Origin of the sequence: Rathayibacter sp. AY2B7 (assembly GCF_002931635.1) — a bacterium.
In the GTDB taxonomy this organism is placed as follows: Bacteria; Actinomycetota; Actinomycetes; order Actinomycetales; family Microbacteriaceae; genus Rathayibacter.
This window is the reverse complement of the sequence record NZ_PSUC01000023.1, coordinates 14,869-34,350: the sequence shown is the minus strand read 5'-3', so window position 1 is coordinate 34,350 and position 19,482 is coordinate 14,869. Positions and strand designations below refer to the sequence as shown.

Below are 19,482 nucleotides of genomic sequence, written 5' to 3'. Positions count from 1 at the left end.
AGGCCCTCGGCGGAGCACTGGCCGACGAGCACGGCGCCGGCATCCGCACCGTCCGCGTGATGGACGAGCTCGCCGTGCCCGGATCGACGCCCGGCACGAGCGTCATGGCCGAGCTCGTCGCGGGCGACCCGGCGAGCACCGCCCGCGCGGCCGCCGAGCTCGACTCCTGCGACGTCGCGATCATCCAGCACGAGTACGGCATCTACGGCGGACCCGACGGCGACGAGGTGATCGCGCTGATGGAGCGGCTCGCCGTGCCCGTGATCGTGGTCCTGCACACGGTGCTGGAGACGCCGACCCCCTCGCAGCGCCTCGTGCTGGAGCGGGTCGCCTCCCTGGCCGACGCGGTCGTGGTGATGACGGCCGTCGCGGCCGAGATCCTCGAGCGCCGCTACGACGTGGACGCCTCGCGCGTCGTCGTCATCGCCCACGGCGTCCCCGTCTGGAACGCGGCCGCCCGCCCCGCCGCCGCCGCGGATCCGCAGATCATCACCTGGGGCCTGATCGGCCCGGGCAAGGGCATCGAGTGGGGGATCCGCGCGATGGCCGACCTGCGCGACGCCGGCGTCTCCGCCCACTACACCGTCTACGGGCAGACGCACCCCAAGGTCGTCGCGCACGCCGGCGAGGCCTACCGGGAGTCGCTGGCCGACCTGATCGCCGAGCTGCGGCTCGAGGACCGGGTCGTGCTCGACGGCCGCTACCTCGATCCCTCCCAGCTCGCCGCGGCGGTCGCCGAAGCCGACGCCGTCCTGCTGCCCTACGACTCCCGCAACCAGGTCACCTCGGGCGTGCTCGTGGAGGCGCTGGCCGCCGGACGACGGGTCGTCGCGACGGAGTTCCCCCACGCTCTCGAGCTGCTCGGGAACGGCCGCGGCCGCACAGTCGCGCACGAGGACCCCGCCGCGATGGCCGCGGCGCTGCGCGAGGTGCTCGCCGACTCCGCCCCCGCAGCCGCTCCGGCCGCCCTCTCCTGGCCCGCGGCCGCCGGCCTCTACCTCGATCTCGTCGAGCGCCTCCGCATCGAGCACGCGGCGTGACCGCGGGGCCCGCCCTCGCGACGGCACTCCCCTACGAGCACCTCGACGCCCTCACCGACGAGCGCGGGCTGCACGAGCACGCGCTGCTCGACGCGCCCCGTCCCGAGCACGGCTACTGCGTCGACGACGTCTCGCGCGCCCTGATCGTGGCGGCGCAGGAGCCGGAGCAGACGTTCCGGACCCGACGCCTCACGGAGCAGTACCTCCGCTTCCTCGAGGCGGCCGCCGAGCCGGACGGCACCGTGCACAACCGGCTGTCGCCCGACGGCGAGTGGGCCGACGCCTCCTCGCTCGGCGACTGGTGGGGCCGCAGCGTCTGGGCGGCCGGGGTCGTCGCCGCGCACGCCGAGCTGCCGCTGACCCGCCGCCGCGCGATGCGGCTCTTCCTCCACCTCGCGGAGGAGCGCTCGCCGGACCTGCGCGCCATGACGTTCGCGGTGCTCGGCGCGGTCGAGGTCGTCGCCGTCCGCCCGCACTCGCTGGTCGCGGTCCAGCTGCTGCACGACGCCGCGCCGATGCTCCTCTCCTGCACGGACCAGGCCTGGCCCTGGCCGGAGGCGCGCCTGCGCTACGCCAACGGCTGCGTCCCCGAGGCGCTCCTGGCGGCCGGCGAGGCGCTGCAGGATCCGCCGCTGCTCGCGCGCGGGTTCGCCGCCCTCGCCTTCCTGCTGGGCCTCGAGTCGCGCGACGGCCGCCTCTCGGTGACGGGCGTGGCCGGCCGCGGGCCGGACGAGCTCGGAGTGCTCTTCGACCAGCAGCCGATCGAGGTCGCCGCCATCGCCGCCGCGTGCGCCCGCGCCCTGACGCTCGACGAGGATCCGCTCTGGCGCGAGGGCCTCGCCTCCTGCTGGGCCTGGTTCCACGGGGTCAACGACTCCGCGACCGTGATGGTGGATCCGCTCTCCGGCGCCGGGTACGACGGGCTGGAGCCGCAGGGGCGCAACGAGAACCGGGGCGCGGAGTCGACGATCGCCGCCCTGCACACCTCGCTCGTCGTGCGGCGGGCCGGCCTGCAGCCGACTCGGCCGAGCGTCCCGGCGGCCCCCGCGGCCGTCGCCGCCCGATGACCGCAGGACCCGGGGACCCGGCGGCCGGGCTGCGGATCGCGATGCTCGCGCCGATCGCATGGCGCACGCCGCCGCGCCACTACGGGCCGTGGGAGCAGGTCGCGAGCCTCCTGACCGAGGGCCTGGTCCGCCGAGGAGTCGACGTGACGCTCTTCGCGACCGGCGACTCCGTGACGACGGCCGCGCTCGAGTCGGTCGCGCCGACGGGCTACGCCGAGTCGGGCCGCGACGGCCGCGTCTGGGAGGCGCTGCACATCGCGGCGGTCCTCGACCGTGCCCGGGGTTTCGACCTGGTGCACAACCACCTCGACTGGCTGCCGCTCACCCTCGCGGCGCAGTGGCCCGTGCCACTCGTGACGACGGTGCACGGCTTCTCGGGGCCCGAGATCCTGCCCGCCTACCGCGAGGCGCTGCGGCACCCCCGCACCGCGCACCTGGTGTCGATCTCGGACAGCGACCGCTCCCCCGAGCTCGACTACGCGGCGACGGTGCACCACGGGATCGACGTGGACGGCTTCCCCGCCGGATCCGGAGGAGAGGACCTCGTGATCCTCGGCCGGATCCACCCCGACAAGGGCACGGCGGAGGCGATCCAAATCGCCGCCGCGGCCGGGCGCCGCCTCCTCATCTGCGGCATCGTGCAGGACGAGCGCTACTGGCGCGAGGAGGTCGAGCCGCTCGTCGACGGGACGCGCGTCGTCTACCGCGGCTCGGTCGGGCCGGAGGAGCGCGCCCTCGTGCTCGGCGGGGCGCTCGCGCTCCTGCATCCGATCGGCTTCGACGAGCCGTTCGGCCTCTCCGTCGTCGAGGCGATGGCGTGCGGGACGCCGGTGATCGCGTACCGCCGCGGATCCATGGCCGAGATCATCGACGAGGGCGTCACCGGGTACGCGGTGGGCTCCGCGTCGGAGGCGGTCGCCGCGGTCGAGCGGGCCGGGCTCCTCGATCGGGCGGCCGTGCGGGCGACTGCGCGCCGCCGCTTCGCGGTGGACCGGATGGTCGACGAGTACCTGGCGGTGTACGCGGGAGTGCTCGGGCGCTGACGCCGGTGTCACATCGGCATCGGATGCTCGCGTGACTCCCGGCCCTCTGCACCGAGTCGCCCGGGAGTGCTCGTTCTCGATGCGGAGAACGAGCCCTCCCGGGCGACTCAGCGATGCTGATAGGAAGAGGCCGTGCCTCGACCTCATCTCTTCGTCACCCGCGGAAGCCTCCTCCACTTCGCCTGCGACGCGTGGCTCCTGCCGACGGACCGCTTCCTCTCGTTCACGGACTTCTGGCGCGGGGTGCCGCAGCTGGAGGATCGCGCACGCGCCGTACTGACTCCGGAGTTCTCGGACGGCCGACAGGCGGCACTGCCGCTCGCGCCGCGCGACGGCGAGCCCACTCCCGTCCTCACCGCCGTCCCCGATCGCGCCGTGCGCGACGCCGAGGACAGCGAAGGACTCGCCGACATCGCCCGCCGCCTCCGGGCCTTCGTCGAGGTCGCCGGGCGGACGGCGACGAGGGATCGGCGCACGAGGCGGCCGCTGCCGCTCCTGGCCGTGCCGCTCTTCGCGACGGCGGGAGGCGGATCAGGGACCCTCCGCGACGCCGTGCTCGCTCAGCAGCTCCGCCTGCTGCGGGAGGCCGCCGAGGCGTTCCGGGTCGACATCGCGATCGTCACCCTCCGCGCCGACGTCCACGCCTTCGCCCAGTCCAGGCGACGACTCGATCCCGCAACGTCCTGGCCCGAGCTGGAGGCTCCGGCCCTCGAGGAGGCGCAGAGCCTCGCCGAGCGCGCCCGGCGCCGCCGGCTCGTGCCCTTCCTCGGCGCCGGGACCAGCGTCAGCGCCGGCGGCCCCTCCTGGGACGGACTGCTCGAGGAGCTCGGCCGCGAGATCGGACTCGACTCCGAGACGTCCGCGGTCCTCAGCGGGAAGAACGTGCTCGACCAGGCGTCCTACCTCGCGACGCTCTTCGACGAGGAGCAGCCCGGACGGTTCGCCGAGGCCGTCGCCCGTGAGATCGGCTCCCTCGAGCGGTACGGTCTCGCTCCGGCGCTCCTCACCGCGATCGACTCCGAGCAGGCCATCACGCTCAACTACGACCGCCTCTTCGAGACGGCGTCCGAGGACGCGGGCGTCCCCCGCGCCGTCATCCCCGGCGCCCACGAGGGCGACCACGAGCGCTGGCTGCTCAAGCTCCACGGCACCGTCGACGACCCGTCCTCGATCGTCCTCACCCGCGACGACTACCTCGGCTTCGACTCCTCCCGCCGCGCCCTCTCCTCGATCGTGAAGGCCACCCTCGCGACCCGGCACCTGCTCTTCGTCGGCTTCGGCCTCAGCGACGACCACTTCCACGAGATCGTCCACGACGTCCGCCGCGCGTTCCCCTCCTCCGCCTCGGGAACGCTCGCGACCGCCCTCACCCTCTTCGCGGATCCGCTCGACGAGCGCCTCTGGCAGGGGAGGCTGCGGCTCGTGCCGATGCTGCCGGTGCCCCGCGATCCGTCCCGCGTCGGCGAGGCCGCCCGCGTCCTCGAGATCCTCCTCGACGCCCTCGCCGCCTTCGCGACGGACGCTCACTCGTACCTCCTCGCGCGGGGGCACGAGAGCGCGATGACCGAGGCGGAGCTGCGGCTGCGGGAGCGGTTGACCGCGCTGCTCCGGGAGGCGACGGCGGAGGAACGGGCGACCGGAGCGTGGCAGGAGGTCGCGGGGATGAGTGAGCGGCTGGGTGGGGACATCCGATGACGTCACGGACTCGGGAGGCCCGGGACGGTTCTGACGTGGACGATCTCGACGTGAGGCAGTTCGTCCGCATCCTCCGCGGGTGCGAGGCGCACCTTCCCATCTCGGACCAGTACGAGAAGGACCGCCCTCAGCGGCGTGGTGCGTGGTGGTCGAGCCAGCAGGAGCACATGGTGCGGTGGTTCGGGAACCAGGACAGCAGGGGCTCGGGCGCGTTCACTCGGGCGACTCCGAACACCAGCGCTCGGGTGACCTACAACCGGCTCCTGTGTCCTGCGGCCTTCGTGTGGATGGCGGAAGCACTCGGCGAGGATCCTGCCGTCGTGCAGGCGGCGGCGGATGCAGCGCGAGCCGAGCCCGAGGCGAGAAGGCGCCCGGGGCTTCTCCGCCGGCATCTTCCGTGGGATCGCCTTCTGGAGCTCGCTCTCGCCCGTCAGCGGTCGCAGAGATCTCGCGCGTCGATCACTCGGCGCGCCGTGCCCTAGGTTCGAGACATGGTGTCGAAGAGAATCGCGCGGGAACAGCAGATCGCCGTCTTCGGAGAGAGCGGCAGCGGCAAGACCGTGCTCATCTCCTCCTTCTACGGTCTGGCTATGGAAGGGCTCCTCTCGGGCGCCGACCGCTTCGATCTCCTGGCGAACGATGCAGCCGACGGGCGGAGGCTGCACCAGAACTACCTCGGCATGAAGAACTCCGCTGTCCTGCCGCCGGCGACGAGATTCAGCAAGACCTCCTATTCCTTCGCCATCCGGCCCAAGCGAGGCGCCCACCCTCCGAAGGCGGGGACCGCTGAGGAGTTGCGCCTCGTATGGCACGACTATCCGGGCGAGTGGTTCGAGCAGGAGCCGGACGGACCGACGGAAGCGAAGCGGAGGATCGACACCTTCCGCGCGCTGATCGGGTCGGATGTCGCGATGATCCTCGTCGACGCGCAGAAGCTGCTCGACAATGCCGGGGAGGAGGAGCGCTACCTGAAGGCCCTGCTGACCGGGTTCTCTCAGACCCTCCTCCAGCAGCGCGACGACGTCCTCGAGGACGGCAAGCCGTTCGCGGTCTTCCCCCGCGTCTGGACGATCGCCCTTTCGAAGGCCGACCTGCTTCCGGACATGGACGTCGTCCGCTTCCGGGACCTCGTCGTCGAGAAGGCGGGGACCGAGATCAACAAGCTGCAGGGCGTCCTGCGCGAATTCGTCGAGGCGCCGGAGGCGCTCTCGGTGGGCGACGACTTCGTTCGTCTGTCGTCCGCTCGCTTCGAGCCCGAGAAGATCGAGATCTCGAAGCGGATCGGTGTGGATCTTATTCTGCCGATCGCAGCGATGCTTCCGTTCTCGCGGTACATCCGCTGGGCTGCAGCGATGAAGGGGGGAGGGGCTGTCGCCGAGCGGCTTCTGGCGTTCGCCGTTCCCATCGCGGCTCTCGTCGGGAAGCTGAAGCTGCCCGCACCGCTCGCGCGCCTCGGCGGTCCGATCGCTGCCTTCGCAGGATTCGTCGGACCTGGGCTCGGGGCAGCCGCAGCCGAATTCGCCGGCAAGAAGGTGCGCGGACTGCACGACGACGCGCGCGCTCGACACGACTTCCTGGCCGAGACCCTCACCGCGTTCGAGCTCGACCTCGACCGAGGCGTCGACGAGAAGGTCCTCCTGCGGAGCCGGGAGTGACCGGCGGCGACTCTGATCCGTTCATCTGGGCGACCAGGGGCAGGACCTGGGGATTCCGCTTCCTGCGGAAGGGCGGCCACGCCGACCCGCTCGACGCCTACGAAGCCGCGTTCGACGGGCTCGGGGACACTCCGGACGCCTTCCAGAGGAGCGCCCGCACGGTCGCTCTGCGCTTCCCGGACCCGGAGGGCCGCTGCGACTCCGCCGGCCGCGTCATCCCTCACGAGTTCGTGCTGTCCGGCCCGCTGGTGACGTCTGCGACTTCTGCGGCAGTCGCGAAAGAGCTCGTCTGGCCGCTCGTCGCGGACGAGTTCGATCGTGTCTGGGATCAGCCCTCTCGCTGACCGCTGTTCGCGCCGGCCGCACGCGGTCGCAGACGCGCACTGCTCGCCCCGCCGCTCGGCCTCACGCGCGCACGAACCGCCTCGCCGGCTTCCCCACCGCACCCGACGCCAGCTCGCCCGTCTCGCGGAGGAACGGCAGCATCGCCCGGCGGAAGCTGTCCCGCATCAGCGGCTCGCCGGCGACCTGCTCGTGCAGGTCGTGCAGCTGTCGCATGGTGAACGGCTCGGCGACGAGGCGGTACGGGTCGGGGCGGTTCCGGTACTCCTCGCTGATGGTGAGCAGCGCGCGCGCGACGATCTCGTCGTGGTCGAAGGCGAGAGGTCCCTTCTCGGCGACGGGCACGGCGAGACCCGACGCCTGCGTCGCCTCCCAGCGCGCGACCGCGAGGTACGCCACCGACATCACCCAGCCGCGGTCGTCCCGCTCCGGAGCGTCGAAGACGTGCAGCTGGCGCAGCTCGACGCCCTCGATGCCCGTCTTCGTCCGCAGTCCGCGTCGAACGGCGTCGTCGAGGCGCTCCCGCTCGTGGACGAAGGTGCCGGGGAGGCGACGGCCGTACCCGTCCTCAATGAGGACGATCGAGAGCGGGCCGCCGGGAGGCACTGTGAGCACCGCGGCGTCCACAGCGACTGACGGTCGCGGATGGTCGGTCAGCTCTGCGGTTGCCATCTGGTAATTGAAGCAGAAGTGCGCTAACTTCGGTGTCATGGAGTTAGCGCAGATACGCGCTAACCGGAACGGGGGCTCTCATGACCACACACAGGACGAAGCTGACGTCGATGCAGACGGACCGGGCGGTCGGCGCGATCGTCGCCTCCGCGGCCGCCGACGCGCTGGGCGCACCGTACGAGTTCCACCCGCCGCTCGCCGACGGCGTCCCCGTCCGGCTGCACGCGGGCGGCGGCTGGGATCTCGGCGAGTGGACCGACGACACGAGCATGGCGATCCCGATCCTCGAGGAGCTCGCGGCCGGCGCCTCCCTCGACGATCCCGAGACGCTGCACCGCATCGGCAGGCAGTGGCGGACCTGGGCCGGGACCGCGAAGGACGTCGGGATCCAGATCCGCCGCGTGCTGTCCACGGCCCCCGGGGCGAGCGAGTCCGAGCTGCGCGCCACGGCGGAGCAGGTGCACCGGTCCACTGGACGCTCGGCCGGGAACGGCTCGCTCATGCGCACCGGCCCGGTCGCGCTCGGCCTGCTGCACGCGGACGACGCGACCCTCGCGGCCGCCGCCCGTCGGCTGAGCGACCTGACGCACTTCGAGGACGACGCCGGAGACGCGTGCGTGCTGTGGTCGCTCGCGATCCGCCACGCGATCCTCGAGGGCGCCTTCGACGTCCGCAGTGGCATCACCGCGCTGCCCGAGGAGCGGCGGACGCTGTGGTCGGAGCGCTTCGACGTCGCCGAGCGGACCGCGCACCCGAAGGACATCCCCGGGAGCAACGGCTGGGTCGTCGCGGCGATCCAGGCCGCCTGGTGCGCCCTCACGCACAGCACGACCCTCCAGGAGGCGATCGAGCTGGCCGTCCGCAGCGGCAACGACACGGACACGGTCGCGGCGATCACCGGGTCGCTCGCCGGCGCCCGCTGGGGACGCTCAGCTGTTCCCGCCGCGTGGCTCCGGCACCTGCACGGCTGGCCCGGGCAGACCGTTGACGACCTGGTGCGCAGCGCCGTGCTCGCCACCCGCCGAGGCGTCGCCGGCGAGAACGGCTGGCCGGCCGCCGCGCGTTGGCCGGTGAGCGGCCTGCCCGCCACGCTCGTCGTCCACCCGCACGACGACGGCGTGCTCCTCGGGGACCTGACCGCCCTGGACACCCTCGCCGAGGACGGCACCGGCCCGCGCGTCGACGCCGTCGTCTCGCTGTGCCGGGTGGGCCGCGAGCAGGTGCCGGCCTTCATCGGCGCGCGGACCGCGGTCTGGCTGGTCGACCAGGACGGCAGCAACGCCGATCCGGCCGGCGTGCTCGCGGATGCGGCCGACTCCGTCGCCGCCTACCGGGCCGAGGGCCTGACCGTGCTCGTGCACTGCTTCGAGGGGCGGAGCCGGACGCCCTCCGTCGGAGCCGCGTACAGCGTCCGGCACCTCGGTATCCCCGCCGACCAGGCGCTCCAGGAGGTCAGCGCGGTGCTGCCGCGGGCGCGGCCGGCGCGGTTCCTGGCCCAGGCCGTCCACGCCGTCGAGCCTGCAGGAACCGGCGCCTCGGACCTCTGAGCGACGAGCGGCTCGACGTCGACCTCACCCGTCCGCGGGGCGGGCTCCTCCCACTCGGCGGCTCTCGTACTCTGCTCGGACGTCCGAGAGGCCGCGTCCGTCGGTAAACCGCCAGAACGACCAGCCGTTCACTGAGCGGCCCAAAAGGTGCTTCCCCGCGCCCGATGGAGTGTCGAAGGTCCGGCCGTCGAGCAGCAGGTCGCCGTTCTCCTGCACGATCGCCTCGACGACGGTCTCGGTAGTCCGCGCTCGGAGCACGGATCCGCTCGGCAGCAGGCCGGCGACAGTCAGGTCGCGGAGGGTCGCCTCTGACCGGGCGCGAGTCGCCCGGTCGAGGATCTCACCCCTGTGCTCGTCCGGCGCCGGCCACGTCGCGAGGATCGCCTCGATCATCTCCGCGGTTCGCGCTCTGATCCGCGCCTCGTCCCAGCCGTCGCGCGAGGAGTCCCTCACGCGACGGTTCATGAGGTGAACGTCGTGGTCGGCGAGCTTCGCCCGCTTGCCGGTCTCTCCGAGCCAAGGGCCGTTCGAAACCGAGCTGTTGAGGCTCGACGTGATCAGCGTCAGATTGCCGAGACGGTGCACGTGTGCGTCCCGCGCCACCTCCTCCTCGACAGTCGCGACTGGCCACGTCGTCTTCCAGGTCCGAGGGAGGAGGTGCTCGATCGGCAGACTGCGACGCGAGACCCTCGAGCCTGTCCGCGAGGGCTTCCCACTCGTGAATCCCCGGTACGAGTCCTCGACCGCTTCGAGCAGGATCCGGAGACGGGACCGCGAGTAGCGGCGATAGGCGGCCTCGTCGATCAGGACCGCCCGGATCTCCTCGTCACCAGGCCAGTAGGTGCTCTCGGCGTCCAATCGACGCAGATGTCCGACGACCCTTTCCACGAGCTCGGAGTCGCTAGCGTCCCGGTTCGACCGGATGAGATCGGCCACGACACGACCATGATCGCTGCTCGGCCGGCGCAGGATCATACGACGGATCAGCCAGCTCTCGAGCGCTGCGACGACACCGTCGACAGTTCGATCGCTGAAGGAGGTGCCAGGTGCGGTCAGCCAGAGGAGCACAGGGCGCAGGACCGTCGTGTCGAGCGAATCCGTGCGGTAGATGTCGAGCTCGATCGAGGTGAGGAGCCTGTCCGGATCGGCCGCCCGCTCGACCCAGGTCTGGTAGCGTCCGGCCTGTCCGGCGATTTGCTCGAGGAGCGCACTCATCGGAATCCCGGCCTCGTGCTCCACGAAGTGCTTGAACCTCGCGAAGGTGTGCCGCGGGCCGATCTCTTCACCCAAGCGAGAGATGAGCCACTGATTGAGGAAGGCGGAGCTCCGGGTCATCGAGAACCGTCCGACGCTCACTTCCTTCTCCCAGAAGGCGGACTCGAAGGGCCAGACCTCGCGGTAGGCGCGCTCCGTGTCCACACCTTCGGAGTCGAGCTTCTGGAAGACCAGATTCTTCACGAGGTCCGCAGCGGTGAGCGGGGTACCTCGAGCGTTGAGGGTCTCGAAGATCTCCTGCGAGTCCTCTTCGGCGCGGAGCTGAATGACGACGAGCTGCAGCGCCTGGGTCAGCGCATTCGCGAGGGTCTCCATCCGGATCGGCAGCTGCTCCGCGGCGGCCTCCTCGAGCCAGGCAGTGATCCGCCCAGCGAAGTAGGCGTGGCAGCGCGCTGGCAACGATGCGGGAAACTCCAGCATGTCGTAGTCGACCGGAGCCTCGGCGAGCATCACCTCGCTGAAGGCAGCGGCGTCCCGGTTGGTGTGCTGCAGCTTGAGGGGGGAGCCTTCGGAGACATAAGCGGCGGCGTTGTGAGTCAGCGTCTCGAGCCGCGCTGCGAGGTGAGATGCCCCTCGAGCGGCGAAGATCGACGCTGCCGAGTCGAGGAGGAGCTGCAGGGTCGTGAGCCGCTGCTGGCCGTCGATGATCTGCCACACCTGGAGTGCACCGTACGCCGTCTCCATCCGCTGCAAGACGATCGCACCGAGGAAGTGCGCGGCCCGTGAGCCGCGCGCCGACATGTGCACCTCGGTGATGCGTCGGACATCGCTCCACAGGGGCTCCCACTGCTCGGTCTCGTTCCAGACGTAGGGCCGCTGAAACAGAGGCACGACGAGGCGTTGCGGGACATTGAAGACATCGAGCGGTGTCCGGACATACGTTTCCAAGCGGGATCTCCTTCGAAGGCATGGACTTCGCCGAGTATGGCGGACAGGTGCGACAGCGATCCGCGGCGGCTAGCTCTTCGGCAGCCGGGCGATGCCCTTCGCGAGGTGGGCGGTGAAGGCGGCCGTCCGCCGGCGGCGGCCGAAGGTCTGCAGGAGCCGGCTCTCGAGGGTCGCGCGGTCCAGCTGCGGGTCCGTCCGGAGGAGGAACTCGGCCGCATTGGCGATCTCGCGAGGACTGATCTGGAAGAGCGGACGATCCGCGCCGCTCGTGTTCGGCCGGAACTCCGACCACGTCTCCGGATCCAGTTCCGGCGGCCACACGAAGCGTTCGCGGTCGATCACCACCTCCGACCCCTTGATCTGCCGCCGGATCTTCTCGATCCGCGCCGAGTGGACCCGCTGCAGACCGAACGAACGGCCGACGAGCGTCGCGAGCCGCTCGAGCTCGATCGGCCCCTCGAACGCGGTGATCTCGGCGACGACCGCGCGCACCTTCTCCTTGGCCGCCTTCTTCGGCAGCTCGTCGAGGACGGCGACGTCGCCGACGGACACCACGGTCCACGGCTCGAACTCCGCGCGGGACGCACCGATGGTCGGAGTGGCGGCCGCGTCCTCACGCACGAGGACGGCCTGATCGGGGACGACGTCCTCCTCCTTCCCGGCTGGCGCCTCCCCGGCCGGCTTCTCCTCCTCCGCCACTCCGGAGGGAGCGGCCGTCGGCACGATGCCGTACTCCTGGACGACGGCGAGCATGGCGGCCTCGCGCAGCTCGCGGGCGGCCGGTAGACCCTCGCCGTCGTCGAACTGCTCGAGGAGGCGGACGACAAAGTCCTGGGTGCGCCAGGCGTCGAGACCGGTGAAGTCGTCGTTGTGCGCCCAGCGGTTCCGGACGATCCTCAGCTCGCTCCCCAGCGTCGAGACGACCCGGGTGGAGGGGTCGTCGAACGGGTACTTGAGCCCGCCGAGGCGCTCGGTCAGCATGCGGAGCTGAGCCTGCAGATCCGCGGAGTCGTAGGTGCGCTCCGGATATCCCTTCGCCCGGTCGAGCTCGCGCAGGACAGTGGGCCACTCGAGAGTTCCGAGGACGTGAGCCAACTTGCGGGTGAGGATGTCGTCCAGCCGGTGTGCCAGGTGATCCAGCCCCGACTGCACGGAGGCGCGGGCGTGGAAGTCGCCGGTCGCAGTGGTCATGGTGATGCCTTTCGAGAAGAGGGAAGGAGGCCGTGGAGGTCGGGGCCGAGTGACGCGGAGCCGTCAGGCGCGGTGTGCGCGGCTGGTGATCTCGGCGAGGACGGCCTTCTCCGCCGCGTTCACGTCGCCGTCCACGGCCGCCACTCGACGAGCCGCGTCGAGCACGTCCGAGAGGTCGCCGTCCTCCGAGGCCATGCGTTCCCAGATGTCCTCCGGGTCGACGTCGACGACGCGGGCGAGCCGCTCGTCGACCACCTCGTGCGTCTCCCGCACCAGGGCGATCAGGTGCCGCATCAGGAGGATCTCGTCGTCCGAGATCCGCTTGTCCGCGTTGATGACGAGCCAGGCCGTCCAGAGCATGAGCTGCGGGTGACGCGTCCGCCGGCTCAGCCCCGTCGCGATCTCGATCACCCGAGCCTCGTTGCGGAACACGGTCTGGGCGTGGCGACCCACGAGGACCGTCGTCCAGCGATTGATGCCCACCGCGAGCGGGACACCGACCGCCGGAATGGCGATCTTGACGACGTTGCGCTGCAGGAGATATTTCCCGACAACCGGAAGACCTTTGGCCGCCGCGAGGGCGGGGCCGGAGTAGAACCGCTTCACGAAGGGCCGGATCAACGCTGGTGCCGCCTTCAGCACTCCCTCTCTGACGACCTCTCCGCCCTTGATGGTGAAGGCGACCCGGATGAGCTTCCACAGATCCTCGGGGTCCGAGGGATCCAGTCGGATCCCGTAGAGGACGGAGACGTCCCAGGCCAGGCGGACCTGCAGCTGGGTGAGAAAGGCGATGTCGACCATGACGGTGACGCCTGCAGCCGGGAGTGTGAGCGGGCTCGCTCCTCCGAGACTGCCGAGGGTCGTGATGATCGCCGCGGTGTAGGCGCCGGCGGACAGGCCACCCTCGAGCGCCGCATAGTTCGCCGCCGTCTTGATGCGCCGGTCGACGATCCCGTCGGCCGGGACGCCCTCGTACTTCCGCTGGAAGTACTCCGCATCGACCTTCTCGGTGTAGGTCTTCAGTGACTGGGCGAGCAGTTTCTCGAACCAGTTGCCGGACTTCAGGTCGTCCGCGGTCAGGCTCGACAAGAACTCGCGCAGTTTGCCCGTCTCCTCCGCGAGGTCGGCCCGAGCCGCCTCGTCATCCTCGGCGGGCTCGTCGACGGTCGGGTTGTTCGGCATGAGGGCTCCCCCGGGAGTGTTCGACAGGTGTCCGTCAGACTGCCACGAACCGGAGACACCGTCGGCGTCGGAGGGTACGGCTCCCTCCTCCTCGCGGGTCATCCGAGGGCCAGCGTCCACGAGCCGTCCGCGGTCACGGAGACCACGGAGGGGCCTGCGCTGAGCGGGACGGTGCCCGAGTAGGCCCCGATCTCGTTCACGAGCAGCCCGAAGCCGAAACCGCCGGTCTCCTCCTGCACCACGAAGTTCGCCGTGCCCTGGTGCGAGGCGGTGAGTCGGGAGGCGTCGCCGGAGTAGAGGAACACGGCGTCCCCTGTGCCGCTCGGAGCGAGTGCCGGACTCGCCGAGACGGGGTCGAAGCGCAGCGTCCACGGGCCGCTCGCGGTGATCTGGGCGGAGGCGCCGGTGCCGAAGGAGTTGAAGCCGTAGACGGTCACTCCCGAGTAGGAGCCGATGGTGTTGACCAGCAGCTCCCCGGTCGAGGCGTTCTGCGCGTCGATGATCTGCACCGCGAAGTTGCCCTCGCCCGAGTACTCGGCAGTGACCACTCCTGCGGTCGCGCCGGCGGGCAGCGTCACGACGCTGTCCCCCGTTCCCGATTCGGTGACGGAGGCGAAGGTGCCGAACTCGTCGGTCGCCCAACTGGCGGTCTCCGCGGTCTCGTCGACCACAGGCTCGGGCTCGGGCTGCGCGGTCTGGGCCGGCGCGGGCTCCGGAGAGGCCTCGGCCTCGGATGCCGCGGGCGCCGACTCGGCCGGCTCCGGCTCGGCGGAGGAGGCGGCCTCGGCGGAGGCGGCCGCGACCGGGGGCTCCGGCGCCGGATCCCGCGAACCGGAGATCGCGCCGACGACGACCGACAGCGCGAGGACACCCGCGGTCACGGCGATCGCCGGGACCTTCGCGCGGGAGTAGCCCTCGAGCGGCCTGCCCCGCCCGTCCCGGGTGGCCCCGGTCAGCAGGAGGATCAGGTCGACGAGCACCCAGATCCCGAGTCCGCCGAAGGTGATCAGCTTGAGGATCGCGGTGCCGGGCTTGCCGAGGTAGAAGCGGTCGGCGCCGAGGCCGCCGAGCAGCAGGGCGAGCAGCCAGGCGGTGAGGAAGGACTTCTGAGAAGTGGTGGACATGAGGGTCTCCGTTCAGGTTGTGGGGGGTCAGTCGCGGTGGCGCTCGAGGACGAGATCGAGTCCGTCGTCGGGGTGGTAGCCCCAGGAGGCGTCGAGGTCGTCCCAGGACGCCTCCTGCCTACCGTCGAGGGCACGGGTGCTGTCGATGCGCGTCAGGACGCTGTCGGGCACGTCGACCTCGGTGAGAACGCAGGCGACGTCCGCGAGATCAGCTCCGGGGCTCTCCGCGCCCTCCGTCTGCATCGAGAGGCTCGTGCCGTCGTCACCGAGTGCGAAGTACCCGCCGGGCGAGACATCGCACGTCTCGAGAGCGGTCTCGATGGCGGTCGGCCCGACCGAGCCGACGGCGGAGCCGATCGCCGGCAGGATCCAGAGCCCGAGGACGATCCCGATCAGGAGGCCGCCGGCCGCCGTCACCACCGGCAGGACCCGGGGAAGGGCGGGTGCCGCCCCCCGTCGCTGCGGACCGGCGAGCGCGGAGGTGGTGCCGTGCTCCGCGGCGGGGACGTCAGGCTTCGGGGCGAGGCCCTCCGGAGCGGGGGCTGTGCTCTCCGCCGGGTGATCCGTGTCGTCGGTCGGGAGAGCGCGCCGTCCCCGCTCGGGAGCGAGCTGATCCGGCTGGGGAGCGGGGTAGGTCGGCTCGGGGCCGGTCTGGTCGTCGGCCATGATCAGTACCTCGGCAGCGAGAGCAGGTTGTCGGACTCGACGCCGTTGGACGTCGTCGCGATGTACCGGCGGCCGGCGCCGGAGCGCCGGGTGATCACCTGGGCCTCGGCTCCGGTGCGATCGTTGTGGGAGCGGAAGACCGCCCCGCTGTCGATGCGCCCGACGATGGAGCCGACGGGCTCGGAGTGCAGGGGGCCGGTGGCGCGGACGGAGTGCTGGACCGCGACGATGTGCTCGTTGCGGGTCCCCGGTGCGGTGACGGAGATGCGGCGGATGTAGGGCATGTGGCCTCCTCGGCGACGGTGCGGCGGCGGGTGCTGCTGCGGTGGTGAGAAGACTGGAGGCTGGTGCTGTCTGACCGCGATGTAAACAGCGATAAGCCCCCTTATCGCTGCATTTGACCACGGGCTGTCAGGACCCAGTAGCTTCGAGGCACCGAACCGCACCGACCGAGGAGGCGCGATGACCGACACCCTGCTGTCCCTCTCCGACATCGCTGCGCTCGCCGGCGTCCAGCGCCCGACGGTCTCGGCTTGGCGCTCACGGGCTCGCGGCAGCGCCGCGCCGTTCCCCGCGCCCGTGACTGGAGCGGTCGGCTCGGAGCGCTTCTCCGCCGGTGACGTCTCCGCGTGGCTCGCTGCCACCACGAAGGGCAACAACCCGGACGCGACTGCGGACGTCCTCTCCTTCGGTCGAGCCGCGGATCGCGAGCCCGACGCCTTCGACGCCCTCGTCGCTCTGCGCGCGCAGCTCGGCGAGGAGCTGGCCGCCGTCGACGATCTCGTCGCGACCGCTCGCGGAATCGACCCCGGCGACGCCTGGCTCGTCTCCGAGATCGAGGCGCTGGGACCCCACCTCGTGACAGCCGCCCTCGAGGCCGATGCCGCTGTGGAGGCGGCCTGGACTCCCGGCGCGGCCTTCGACCGGGCACGGCCGGCCGCTCCCGAGCGCACCGCACTCGACCCGGAGGCGGAAGCTCTCGTCGCCGACCTCGCCCTCGTCCTCGCAGGAGGCGACGCCACCGGGACCGTGGTCGACCCGACCGGCGTCTGCGCAGCGCTGATCATCTCCGTCGGCATCCGCGCGGGCGACGGCGGCGAGATCAACGCCGTCCTCGGAGCTCCGTCCGACGCGAGCGCCGGACGGAGCGCGCGCCGACGGCTCGCCGCTCACGGTGTCCGCTGGCGCGACCTCAGCCTCGACGAGGAGACGAGCGGGAGCGCCGTGGAGACACTCGTCGCGCAGTTCCCGCACGAGGGGGCGACGACGACCGCGGCCGTCCCCGTGCTGGAGGCGATCGACGAGCTCCTGCTCGGCATGCCCTCCACCCAGCGCGGGGTGATCATCGGCCCGGCCGCGGCACTCTGCGATCGCCTGCCGGCCGCCGCAGCGAACATTCGGCGAGACGCGCTGCGCGACGGCCGCATCCGGGCGATCGTCCGACTCCCCGAGGGCCTTCTCCCCGCTCATCCCCGTCAGTCCCTCGCCCTGTGGGTCGTGGGCCCGGCCGACGGCAGAGTCGAGGAGGGTCGGCGGTGGACCCTGCTCGCCGACGTCGGTGAGCGGACGCTCGACACGGCGGTGCGGTCACTGGTCGTCGGCGACGTCTTCGCCACGATGGGCCGGGCGGCGGATCTGAGGGCGCACGCGTTCGCGTTCGGCCGGGTGGAGGCCGCCTCCGCGATGCTCGCCCAGCCCGGCTCCCTTCTGACGCAGCGCAGCCGCGGGCCGCGAGTGGGACGCGTCCCGTTCGACGCCGCCGCTGCGCGAGCCGTCCGGATCGAGCAGCTCCTCGGAGACGTCGGCGAGAGGGTCGCGGACCTGGCCGCCGAGCCGGTGGCGGCCGACGCCGAGGTCGCGTCACTCGCTCCGCAGCCGATCGGCGCCCTGTGCACCTCGAAGGCTCTGCGCTACCGCGCGGGCACCCGCCTCACCGAGGCCGAGATCGGAACCACCGGCCACGGCGTGCTCGGTCTGCCCGAGCTCCTCGGCGAGACCGAGCGGGGCTCGCGCCGCGTCGGGATCCTCGAGTTCGAGCGGGCGCACGGACGATCAGCGCGCACGCAGCCCGGCGACATCGTCTTCTGCACCTCGCCGCTCGCCGCGATCGTCGACCACGAGGGCGGCTCCGTCGTCGCCTCCCCCGCCCGCATCCTCTCGATCATGGATCCGGCGTCGGGCCTCGTTCCCGACCTGCTCGCCGCCGACATCGCTGGTCGGCCCCCGGGCTCCCGCCGCTGGCGCGACTGGACAGTGCGACGGGTCGTGCCCGAGCGAGTCCCGCCCCTGATGTCGGCGCTGTCGCGCATCATCGAGCTGCGGGCCGAGACCGAGCGTCGACTCCAGGCCCTCGGCGAGCTCGAGACCCTGATCTCCGATGGCGCCGTCCACGGCAGCATCCGCCACCCCCTTCTTCCCACCCGCACCGAGACCGCCGCCGACGACGTCGACGGCACCGCACAGAAAGGCAGCTGATGGCACCGCGCATCGCCAAGACCGCCGTCCCCCTCGCTCCGTCGACGATGAAGGAGCTGAAGGACACGCTCTGGAAGGCGGCCGTCAAGCTCCGCGGTTCGATGGACGCCTCGCAGTACAAGGACGTGATCCTGGGGCTCGTCTTCCTCAAGTACGTCTCCGACGCCTTCGAGGAGCGCCGCGCCCAGATCCGTGCCGAGCTGACCGCCGACGGCCTCGACGACGACCAGATCGGCGAGCTGATCGACGACGTCGACGAGTACGTGGGCCGCGGCGTCTTCTGGGTGCCTGCCCCGGCGCGCTGGGGCCACCTCGCCGAGAACGCGAAGGGCACCGAGGCGACCGCCGCCGAGCCCGCGCGCTCGATCGGCGAGCTGGTCGACGCGGCGATGGGCCTCCTGATGGAGCACAACAGCGGGCTCACGGGGACCCTCCCACAGATCTTCAACCGCGACAGCGTGGACCAGCGACGGCTCGGGGAGCTCGTCGACATCTTCAACTCCGCGCGCTTCACCGGCGAGGGATCGACGCGCGCTCGCGACCTGCTCGGCGAGGTGTATGAGTACTTCCTCGAGAAGTTCGCCCGCGAAGAGGGAAAACGTGGAGGCGAGTTCTACACGCCGTCTAGCGTGGTCCGGGTGCTCGTCGAGGTGCTCGAGCCGCACGAGGGCCGGATCTACGACCCGTGCTGCGGGTCGGGCGGCATGTTCGTGCAGACCGAGAAGTTCCTCGAGGCGCACGAGCGCGAGGGCAGCGACCTCTCGGTCTACGGACAGGAGCTCAATGAGCGGACCTGGCGCCTCGCGAAGATGAACCTGGCCATCCACGGGCTCAACGGCAACCTCGGCCCGCGCTGGGAGGACACCTTCCGCCGCGACCAGCACCCGCAGCTGCTGGCCGACTTCGTGCTCGCGAACCCGCCGTTCAACGTGAAGGACTGGGCGAGGAACGAGGAGGACCCGCGCTGGGCCTACGGAGTGCCGCCGGCCAACAACGCCAACTACGCCTGGATCCAGCACATCGTCTCGAAGCTCGCGCCCGGCGGCAGCGCCGGCGTCGTGATGGCGAACGGCTCGATGTCGTCGAACTCGGGCGGCGAGGGTGCCATCCGCGCCCAGCTCGTCGAGGCGGACCTGGTGCAGTGCATGATCACCTTGCCGACGCAGCTGTTCCGCAGCACCGGCATCCCGGTCTGCGTCTGGTTTCTGGCGAAGGACAAGACGCCGGGGCGCGGAGGCGTCACCGACCGCCGCGGCGAGGTGCTCTTCATCGACGCGCGGAACATGGGCTACATGGTCGACCGCGCCGAGCGCGCGCTGAGCGACGAGGACATCGCGACGATCGCGGGGACGGTGCACGCCTGGCGCGGCACCCGCTCCGCCGGCGGAGCCGCCTACGAGGACAAGGCGGGCTTCTGCTACTCGGCGAAGAACGCCGAGATCGCGGCGAACGACTACGCGCTCACCCCGGGTCGCTACGTCGGAGCGGCGGAGCTGGCCGACGACGGGGAGCCGCTGGAGGAGAAGATCGCGCGCCTGCGCGGAGAGCTCCTCGCGGCGATGGACGAGTCCGACCGCCTCGCGGCGGTCGTGCGCGAGCAGCTGGAGCGGGTGCTTTGAG

At 71.5% G+C, this 19,482-nt stretch carries 16 protein-coding genes; 9 read left to right on the top strand and 7 right to left on the bottom strand.

Features of this window, described 5'->3' with window-relative positions:
• The 6 genes from C5C27_RS06295 to C5C27_RS06265 all read left to right on the top strand — a co-directional run.
• Positions 1–1,040 (top strand): glycosyltransferase (locus C5C27_RS06295; RefSeq protein WP_104313920.1); only part of this gene is annotated, 1,040 nt, incomplete at its 5' end.
• Complete coding sequence (locus C5C27_RS06290) at positions 1,037–2,107, top strand: glycosyltransferase (protein ID WP_181133463.1); 1,071 nt, start codon at positions 1,037–1,039, stop codon at positions 2,105–2,107. The genes C5C27_RS06295 and C5C27_RS06290, both read left to right, overlap by 4 nt.
• A complete protein-coding gene (locus tag C5C27_RS06285; RefSeq protein ID WP_258066524.1) occupies positions 2,104–3,150 on the top strand; it encodes a glycosyltransferase family 4 protein in 1,047 nt (348 codons plus the stop codon). Before C5C27_RS06290 ends, C5C27_RS06285 begins: the two co-directional genes overlap by 4 nt.
• A 132-nt stretch (positions 3,151–3,282) precedes the next feature.
• Entirely contained in the window at positions 3,283–4,845 is a 1,563-nt protein-coding gene (locus C5C27_RS06280; RefSeq protein WP_104313919.1) for an SIR2 family protein, read from the top strand.
• Between the two features lie 491 nt (positions 4,846–5,336).
• On the top strand, positions 5,337–6,500 hold the full coding sequence (locus tag C5C27_RS06270) for an ATP/GTP-binding protein (protein ID WP_104313917.1): 1,164 nt from the start codon (positions 5,337–5,339) through the stop codon (positions 6,498–6,500).
• On the top strand, positions 6,497–6,844 hold the full coding sequence (locus tag C5C27_RS06265; RefSeq protein WP_104313916.1) for a hypothetical protein: 348 nt from the start codon (positions 6,497–6,499) through the stop codon (positions 6,842–6,844). The genes C5C27_RS06270 and C5C27_RS06265 overlap by 4 nt, the downstream gene beginning before the upstream one ends.
• Positions 6,845–6,905: 61 nt before the next feature.
• On the opposite strand, the gene C5C27_RS06260 is transcribed toward C5C27_RS06265, so the two are convergent.
• The gene (locus C5C27_RS06260) at positions 6,906–7,514 is read right to left on the bottom strand and encodes an NUDIX hydrolase (protein WP_104313915.1); all 609 of its coding nucleotides are present in this window, start codon (positions 7,512–7,514) and stop codon (positions 6,906–6,908) included.
• 80 nt (positions 7,515–7,594) lie between these two features.
• Here C5C27_RS06260 and C5C27_RS06255 point away from each other — a divergent pair, with 80 nt between their 5' ends.
• A complete protein-coding gene (locus tag C5C27_RS06255; RefSeq protein WP_104313914.1) occupies positions 7,595–9,061 on the top strand; it encodes an ADP-ribosylglycohydrolase family protein in 1,467 nt (488 codons plus the stop codon).
• Positions 9,062–9,085: 24 nt separating this feature from the next.
• On the opposite strand, the gene C5C27_RS06250 is transcribed toward C5C27_RS06255, so the two are convergent.
• From C5C27_RS06250 to C5C27_RS17960, 6 genes are all read right to left on the bottom strand, one after another.
• Positions 9,086–11,224: a DUF262 domain-containing protein gene (locus C5C27_RS06250; protein WP_219813138.1), complete on the bottom strand. Its 2,139-nt coding sequence runs from the start codon at positions 11,222–11,224 to the stop codon at positions 9,086–9,088.
• A gap of 69 nt (positions 11,225–11,293) precedes the next feature.
• Positions 11,294–12,415 carry a DUF3320 domain-containing protein gene (locus tag C5C27_RS06245; RefSeq protein ID WP_104313912.1) on the bottom strand — a complete coding sequence of 374 codons (1,122 nt, stop codon included), beginning with the start codon at positions 12,413–12,415 and terminating at the stop codon, positions 11,294–11,296.
• A gap of 63 nt (positions 12,416–12,478) precedes the next feature.
• Positions 12,479–13,597, bottom strand: coding sequence for a TerB family tellurite resistance protein (locus C5C27_RS06240; protein WP_104313922.1), 1,119 nt, complete (start codon positions 13,595–13,597; stop codon positions 12,479–12,481).
• Positions 13,598–13,695: 98 nt separating this feature from the next.
• Positions 13,696–14,721, bottom strand: a complete 1,026-nt coding sequence (locus C5C27_RS06235) for a TM2 domain-containing protein (protein ID WP_104313911.1) — start codon at positions 14,719–14,721, stop codon at positions 13,696–13,698.
• 27 nt (positions 14,722–14,748) lie between these two features.
• Positions 14,749–15,387 carry a hypothetical protein gene (locus tag C5C27_RS06230; protein WP_104313910.1) on the bottom strand — a complete coding sequence of 213 codons (639 nt, stop codon included), beginning with the start codon at positions 15,385–15,387 and terminating at the stop codon, positions 14,749–14,751.
• Between the two features lie 2 nt (positions 15,388–15,389).
• A complete protein-coding gene (locus C5C27_RS17960) occupies positions 15,390–15,671 on the bottom strand; it encodes a DUF3892 domain-containing protein (RefSeq protein ID WP_104345916.1) in 282 nt (93 codons plus the stop codon).
• Positions 15,672–15,849: 178 nt separating this feature from the next.
• Between C5C27_RS17960 and C5C27_RS06220 the strand changes: the two genes are divergently transcribed.
• Both C5C27_RS06220 and C5C27_RS06215 read left to right on the top strand, forming a co-directional pair.
• Positions 15,850–17,862, top strand: a complete 2,013-nt coding sequence (locus tag C5C27_RS06220) for a hypothetical protein (protein ID WP_181133462.1) — start codon at positions 15,850–15,852, stop codon at positions 17,860–17,862.
• Entirely contained in the window at positions 17,862–19,481 is a 1,620-nt protein-coding gene (locus C5C27_RS06215; protein ID WP_219813137.1) for a class I SAM-dependent DNA methyltransferase, read from the top strand. Before C5C27_RS06220 ends, C5C27_RS06215 begins: the two co-directional genes overlap by 1 nt.
• Position 19,482: the final 1 nt, after the last annotated feature.

What these genes read in the sequence shown, in the direction of transcription:
- C5C27_RS06285 (WP_258066524.1), top strand. Translation starts at nt 2,104, where the DNA reads ATGACCGCAGGACCCGGGGACCCGGCGGCCGGGCTGCGGATCGCGATG.
- C5C27_RS06255 (WP_104313914.1), top strand. Translation starts at nt 7,595, where the DNA reads ATGACCACACACAGGACGAAGCTGACGTCGATGCAGACGGACCGGGCG.
- C5C27_RS06245 (WP_104313912.1), bottom strand. Translation starts at nt 12,415, where the DNA reads ATGACCACTGCGACCGGCGACTTCCACGCCCGCGCCTCCGTGCAGTCG.
- C5C27_RS06215 (WP_219813137.1), top strand. Translation starts at nt 17,862, where the DNA reads ATGGCACCGCGCATCGCCAAGACCGCCGTCCCCCTCGCTCCGTCGACG.
- C5C27_RS06270 (WP_104313917.1), top strand. Translation starts at nt 5,337, where the DNA reads ATGGTGTCGAAGAGAATCGCGCGGGAACAGCAGATCGCCGTCTTCGGA.
- C5C27_RS06240 (WP_104313922.1), bottom strand. Translation starts at nt 13,597, where the DNA reads ATGCCGAACAACCCGACCGTCGACGAGCCCGCCGAGGATGACGAGGCG.
- C5C27_RS06260 (WP_104313915.1), bottom strand. Translation starts at nt 7,514, where the DNA reads ATGGCAACCGCAGAGCTGACCGACCATCCGCGACCGTCAGTCGCTGTG.
- C5C27_RS17960 (WP_104345916.1), bottom strand. Translation starts at nt 15,671, where the DNA reads ATGCCCTACATCCGCCGCATCTCCGTCACCGCACCGGGGACCCGCAAC.
- C5C27_RS06230 (WP_104313910.1), bottom strand. Translation starts at nt 15,387, where the DNA reads ATGGCCGACGACCAGACCGGCCCCGAGCCGACCTACCCCGCTCCCCAG.
- C5C27_RS06220 (WP_181133462.1), top strand. Translation starts at nt 15,850, where the DNA reads ATGACCGACACCCTGCTGTCCCTCTCCGACATCGCTGCGCTCGCCGGC.
- C5C27_RS06235 (WP_104313911.1), bottom strand. Translation starts at nt 14,721, where the DNA reads ATGTCCACCACTTCTCAGAAGTCCTTCCTCACCGCCTGGCTGCTCGCC.